We start from the raw sequence: 6,263 nt of genomic DNA, 5'->3' as shown, positions 1-6,263 counted from the left end.
CTTGCTTGATTTTTTCGAATACAACGGGCATGTCATCTAAATATATATTTGGGTCTTCTATTCCGAGCATTTTTTTAATACAATGAGTATGGGCCATGTGAGTCCTCCTGTTGTTTTGTGTGGTAACTAAATTATAGGGGTTCACTGGCCTTTTTGCATTTAAAAACAAAAATGGTGCCAGTGAATCAAAATGATTCACCAACACCAAATATTATAGAGCCACTTTTTTATGCTTTTTTGAATGCGTCGTATGCGCCGTGAAGGTACATCATTCCCATTGCGCGGTCATAGAGGCCGTATCCTGGGCGAACATTATTTTCGTTCTCGCCAAACACATGGCGGCCATGGTCAGGGCGAATGTACCCTTGGTAATTATTTTTCGCCAAAACTTCCATCACACCCGTAATATCTACTGTGCCGTCTGTAGTGTAGTGGGAAACTTCAGTAAAGTTGCCGTCTGCTTCCACGTTAACGTTCCGTACATGCATGAAGTGGACGCGGTCATAGTAGGTTTCAAGCAGCTCAACGATATCGTTTGAAGCATCTGCGCCAAGTGAACCGGTACAGAATGTTAAACCATGGTGCTTGCTTTCATTTACTGCAAGAAGTTTGCCAATATTTTCAGCGTTGTTCACCAAACGTGGCAAGCCAAAAATTGGGAACGGAGGATCATCCGGATGAATCGCCATCTTGATGTCATACTTCTCACAAGTCGGCATGATGGCATCGATAAAGTATTTGAAGTTTTCGCGCAAGCGATCTTCTGTAATGCCGTCGTATGCTTGGAATAATTCTTTGATTTTAGCCATTCTTTCTGGCTCCCAGCCCGGCAAGGTCAACCCTTGGCTACCGCCTTCGAACATTTCAATCAATTCTTGCGGGTCAAGGGAAAGAATCTTGGCTTTGTCCATATACAAAGCAGTTGAACCGTCTTCTAATTGGTGGAACAACTCCGTCCGTGTCCAGTCAAAGACAGGCATGAAGTTGTAACAAACGACTTTAACGCCAACTTCTGCCAGGTTCGTCAAGGTTTCAATATAGTTCTGGATATATTGTTCTCTGGAATCCAGGCCTAGTTTGATATCGTCATGAATATTAACGCTCTCTACAACGCTAACATCCAGACCGAAACTCTTGATGTAAGCTACTTCTTCTTGAATTTCCTCTTTGCCCCATACTTCTCCTGCAACTTTATGATGCAGCGCCCAAACTACTTCCTTGGTTCCTGGAATTTGACGGACATACTCTAACGGAATGGGATCATTTTTTTTCCCATACCAGCGAAATGACATTTTCATTGTATTGTTCGAATCCTTTCCAACATTAGATTTTTGCTAATTCTTGTTGCAACGTTTCGCGTACTGCGCCTGGTGCTTTTGCCAATTGCAGGAAGAGTTGCCATACATCTTCGCCGATTCCTGCTTCGTATAGATCAATGCCAAAAATATCAGCGTTCTTCAATAGTGCTTGGATTGCTTCTGCTTCCGGTTCTTTGCCGAGTTCTACAGATTCAAAAATTGGTAAAAGTTCTGGCAACAATGGATCTGGACTCAACGTCATAGCTTCGCCTTGATCATCCACGCCCATCAAGTAACGCAACCAACCAGCATATACCAACGGAATCGCCACAAGAGAGCTCACGTCTCCTTGTTCCACATAAGCTTTTAGCGTATTGCCAAAACGAATAGAGAGCTTTTGCGATGTGTCGGTCACAATCCGTTGTGGGGCATCTGGGATAAATGGATTTGGCAAACGACGGTTGATCACTTCATCGATGAATGCTTTTGGTGAAATAATTTCTGGATCCACAACGGTTGGCAGACCTTCTTGGTAGCCCAATTGTTTGATCAGTTTCACTAAGTCTTCATCTTTCATTTCTTCATAGATCGCTTCGTAACCAAGCAAGCAACCATAAACAGCAAGTGCAGTATGCAATGGGTTCAAGCAAGCAGTAACTTTCATTGTTTCGGTAGCGTTTACGGTTTTACGGTCCGTGAAGATGATGCCTGCTTCTTCAAGTGCTGGGCGTCCGTTCGGGAAGTGATCTTCAATAACCAAGTATTCAGTCTCTTCACCGTTTACGTATGGAGAAACGTAAGTATGGCGCTCAGTCATGCATGGATCCATTCCTTCTAACCCTTTTTCTTCCAACATTGCTTTTACTTTTACATCTGGACGCGGAGTAATTTTGTCAATCATGCTCCAAGGGAATGAAACGAGCGTTTCGTCGTTCAAATAGTCGACAAATCCTTGATCCATGAAGCCATTTTCTACCCATTTGCTAGCGAATTGACGAACAGAAGCTGCCAACTTTTCACCGTTATGGGACATGTTATCCATACTTACTAAAGCAATTGGATGTTTTCCAGCTTGATAGCGTTCGTGAAGCATGTAAACGACTTTCCCAATATAGCTCTTCACTTGCGATGGTCCATTCGTGAAGTCTTCTTTCACCACATTTGTGAATTCACCACTAGCATCCGTGATGCTGTAGCCCTTTTCTGTAATCGTGAAACTCACCATTTGCAACGATGGCGCTTTCATAATGTTGATAACCTTTTCAAAATCAGCATCAGAAAGATCCATTTTCAAGTAATCAACAATAGAAGCCACAACTTCATAATCCACTTCGCCTGTATCTTTAAGCATGACATTGATGGTCAGGTTATCGTACCCTTCCATTACATCAACGATTTCAAAATCATAGCCTTCTGCTGCGATAATTCCTTTATCAGTTGTGCCTTTATTCAATAGTTGTTGATGAGCAGCTCCTAGAAAAGCACGGAAAATGTTTCCTGCTCCACAATGCAACCAAATTGGTTCTTCCATCGTTTTTTCTTTTACTGCTTGAACATCGAAAGCCGGCATCTTTAAACCGATTTCATTTTGAGCATTTTCATTTGATAATAGTTCGCGATTCAACTTCATTTTTTAGAACCTCCTTTATCTTCCTTGTAATACTTATCTAGTATACTATTATACTAGTTCTCGTACTAGCAAAATTTAATCGATAAAGAAAAATAATTTTCACAAAAAAACACACAACGAAAGCTGTGTGTTCGACCGAATCCATCGTGTAACTTACCCTTTTTCTACTGGGCTGTCTGAATAAGAAATCCAGTCACTGAAACTTCCTACATAAAGCTTCACATCTTGATAGCCCGCTTGTTTGAGCGCCAGATAATTGGTTGCGGCAGTAATGCCAGAGCCACAGTAAACGACAAGTGGTGTGTCGGGATTTAGCTTTTCGAATCGTTCTTGCTGAGTTTTTTCGTTTTTGAAACTTCCATCTGCCTGAAGGCTTTTTTGCCATGGATGATTAATCGCTCCAGGGATTCGGCCTGCTTTGGCATCAATCGGTTCTTCGTCCCCTCTATAGCGTTCGGGAGAACGGGAGTCAATCAAAATGGTTTCCTTGGAGCCAGATGCCACTAGATTCTGTACATCTTCGTATGTTGCCAACATGTCTGACTGCACATTTACTCGGAAAGTTGCAGGTTTCACTTGTGCAGGTTCATCAGTCAATGGGTAACCCGCCTTTTCCCAAGCTGCAAATCCGCCGTCTAATAAAAATACGCGCTCGTGTCCCAGATAAGAGAGCAACCACCAAGCGCGAGAAGCGTTCTCACAACTTCCACTATCATAGACGACAACCGTTGATTCGTTGGAAATACCTAACTTTTCAAGCGTGTTTTTTAGAGTATGCAGATCCGGTAAAGGGTGTCTGCCGCTATGCTCTTCAACAGGGCTGGATAAGTCCTTCTCCAGATCAAGATAAACGGAGCCGGGAATGTGGCTGGTTTCATATTGTTCTTTTCCTGCATGCGGCTGGCTCATATCAAAGCGGCAGTCGACTACTTTTACCCAATCGTTGGCTAATTGTTGGACAAGCCACTCTTTATTAACGATAAATTCCATTTTCGCAGCTCCTATCATTGTCAAATTCTTCCGATAAGCATATAATTACTACGGACCTATATTTATTATATAGGATATTTTTTGTTGAGCAAATTGCAGGAATGCCATTGTTATATAAGGAGAGATTTTATTGGATAGAGTAGTTGGTACAGTTGTAAGAGGTCTCCGTAGCCCGATTATCCATCGTGGCGACAATATTGAGGAGATTGTTGTCGATACCGTCTTGAAGGCAGCTGAAGTAGAGGGAATTTCCATTCAAGACCGTGATATCGTGTCCATCACAGAATCCATTGTGGCACGTGCCCAAGGAAACTATGCTACCATTGATCACATCGCGAAAGATGTTACAGCGAAGTTTGGCGATGACACCATTGGAGTTATTTTCCCAATTTTGAGCCGCAACCGTTTTTCCGTGAATTTACGCGGAATCGCAAAAGGTGCGAAAAAAATCGTCTTGATGTTGAGCTATCCATCTGACGAAGTGGGGAACCACTTGGTTGATATTGATTCTTTGGATGAAAAAGGCGTGAATCCTTGGACGGATGTGTTAACAGAAGCTGAATTTCGGGAACATTTTGGCTATAAGAAACATACTTTCACTGGTGTGGATTACATTGAATATTATAAATCAATAGTAGAAGAATACGGTGTAGAATGTGAAGTCATTTTCTCCAACAATGCAAAATCTATTTTAGATTACACCAAGAGTGTCCTAACATGCGACATCCACACTCGCTTCCGTACCAAACGAATTTTGAAAGCGAATGGTGCGGAAAAAGTATACAGCTTGGATAATATTTTGGCAGAATCAATAGATGGCAGCGGCCATAACGAATTGTACGGCTTACTTGGTTCAAACAAAGCAACTGAAGATTCCATTAAATTATTCCCTCGTGACTGCCAACCAGTTGTCGACAAGATTCAAGCAATCTTGCGCGAAAAAACCGGCAAGCTAATTGAAGTGATGATTTATGGAGACGGCGCGTTCAAAGACCCAGTCGGTCAAATTTGGGAACTTGCTGATCCAGTTGTTTCTCCTGCCTACACACCTGGGCTTGATGGCGTTCCAAGTGAAATTAAATTGAAATACTTGGCAGACAATAACTTTGCTGACTTAGAAGGCGAAGATTTGCACACTGCCATTTCAGAATACATCAAAAATAAAGAAGTAGACTTAGTAGGCGCGATGGAATCGCAAGGTACTACCCCTCGCCAACTAACCGACTTGATTGGCTCCCTTTCTGACCTAACATCAGGAAGCGGCGACAAAGGAACTCCGATTATTTATATCCAAGGGTACTTTGATAACTATACACATTAAGAAGAACGTGCAAGTGAGCGCTAAAAAAATGCCCACTTGCACGAAAAAGGGCAAAAGCGTGCGAGTGAACGAAAAATAAGACCTCACTCATACCAAAATCGAAAAAATGGTACAAGTGAGCGTATCATTTCCCGCTCACTTGTACCATTTGAACAGAAAGCACTGACTCAGCGAGTCAGTGCTTCTTTATTTTGCGTAGATAGAAATAGCCGATGGTGACAACGAGTAGCGCTCCGACCGTATTCACAATAATATCTTCCATTGTGTCGCCGAGAGCCTCTCTGCCGACCAGCACTTCCCCGTTTGCAGTAATAAACTTCTGCATATTGGTCCCTAAAATTCCGTCCGCCAAAAATTCATAGATTTCCCAGATAACCCCGCAAGTAATTGCGAAGCAGAACGAGAAAAAGGAAACAAAGAATGGGCTCAGACGCAAGTTCAGCTTCTTAATCCCGGTTATGAAGTCGATTAAAATAAATCCAATCGCTCCAAGCATACCGGCACTAAAGAAGTGAAGGATCATATCCCAATATGGTACACGGAAATAGTAATTACGAACTTCTCCCAGAAAAATAGCACAATATAAGAAAATAAAATAAACAATTTCAATCATATTGGGAATTCGTATTTCAAAATGGTCTTCCACCTTTTTGGGCAAGAAAATCACTACTGCTCCAAACAGGCATTGCAAAATCATTAATACATAATCACTTTTTACCCGTTCGCCTTCATGTTGTGCAGTGCCATCCGGTGCCTGGAAGAACATATAAACCGCATAACCGATAGAAGCTAGTAGTAAAAGAAAGACAATCCATAAAATGACATTCTTACGTTTTTCATATTTATTATTATCCATGTAGCATTCCTTTCCTTGTTTGACCTCTCCTTATCCTACCTGATTGAGAGTGTAAAATATTTTGTGTAAATAGAAAAAAGGAAGTCCCTTTTGTAGAATAGAGTTACCACAACACATTCACAGAAAAGAGGACTTCCATATGAACGATTTTACTACAGAAATTCTAAA

5 protein-coding genes are annotated in these 6,263 nt (G+C 41.7%); 1 reads left to right on the top strand and 4 read right to left on the bottom strand.

The genetic code is table 11. The annotated features are described in order from the left end of the window. Positions 1-227 precede the first annotated feature (227 nt). The 3 genes from uxuA to PVE40_RS12160 all read right to left on the bottom strand — a co-directional run bounded on the left by uxuA (position 228) and on the right by PVE40_RS12160 (position 3,918). Positions 228-1,298 (bottom strand): mannonate dehydratase, encoded by a 1,071-nt coding sequence (gene uxuA, locus PVE40_RS12170; RefSeq protein WP_274732209.1) that lies wholly within the window; start codon positions 1,296-1,298, stop codon positions 228-230. Between the two features lie 25 nt (positions 1,299-1,323). Beyond that, the gene (locus PVE40_RS12165) at positions 1,324-2,928 is read right to left on the bottom strand and encodes a mannitol dehydrogenase family protein (protein ID WP_274732208.1); all 1,605 of its coding nucleotides are present in this window, start codon (positions 2,926-2,928) and stop codon (positions 1,324-1,326) included. A gap of 153 nt (positions 2,929-3,081) precedes the next feature. Then, on the bottom strand, positions 3,082-3,918 hold the full coding sequence (locus PVE40_RS12160) for a sulfurtransferase (protein WP_274732207.1): 837 nt from the start codon (positions 3,916-3,918) through the stop codon (positions 3,082-3,084). A gap of 130 nt (positions 3,919-4,048) precedes the next feature. Here PVE40_RS12160 and PVE40_RS12155 point away from each other — a divergent pair, with 130 nt between their 5' ends. Next, complete coding sequence (locus PVE40_RS12155) at positions 4,049-5,239, top strand: coenzyme F420-0:L-glutamate ligase (RefSeq protein WP_274732206.1); 1,191 nt, start codon at positions 4,049-4,051, stop codon at positions 5,237-5,239. Positions 5,240-5,414: 175 nt separating this feature from the next. Here the strand turns inward: PVE40_RS12155 and PVE40_RS12150 are convergent, their stop codons facing one another. Continuing rightward, positions 5,415-6,095, bottom strand: a complete 681-nt coding sequence (locus tag PVE40_RS12150) for a DUF2238 domain-containing protein (RefSeq protein WP_274732205.1) — start codon at positions 6,093-6,095, stop codon at positions 5,415-5,417. Positions 6,096-6,263: the final 168 nt, after the last annotated feature.

The organism is Jeotgalibaca caeni, assembly GCF_028863945.1.
In the GTDB taxonomy this organism is placed as follows: Bacteria; Bacillota; Bacilli; order Lactobacillales; family Aerococcaceae; genus Jeotgalibaca; species Jeotgalibaca caeni.
The sequence above is the reverse complement of the archived record's forward strand: the minus strand, read 5'-3'. Positions and strand labels throughout refer to the sequence as shown.

What these genes read in the sequence shown, in the direction of transcription:
- uxuA (WP_274732209.1), bottom strand. Translation starts at nt 1,298, where the DNA reads ATGAAAATGTCATTTCGCTGGTATGGGAAAAAAAATGATCCCATTCCG.
- PVE40_RS12165 (WP_274732208.1), bottom strand. Translation starts at nt 2,928, where the DNA reads ATGAAGTTGAATCGCGAACTATTATCAAATGAAAATGCTCAAAATGAA.
- PVE40_RS12160 (WP_274732207.1), bottom strand. Translation starts at nt 3,918, where the DNA reads ATGGAATTTATCGTTAATAAAGAGTGGCTTGTCCAACAATTAGCCAAC.
- PVE40_RS12150 (WP_274732205.1), bottom strand. Translation starts at nt 6,095, where the DNA reads ATGGATAATAATAAATATGAAAAACGTAAGAATGTCATTTTATGGATT.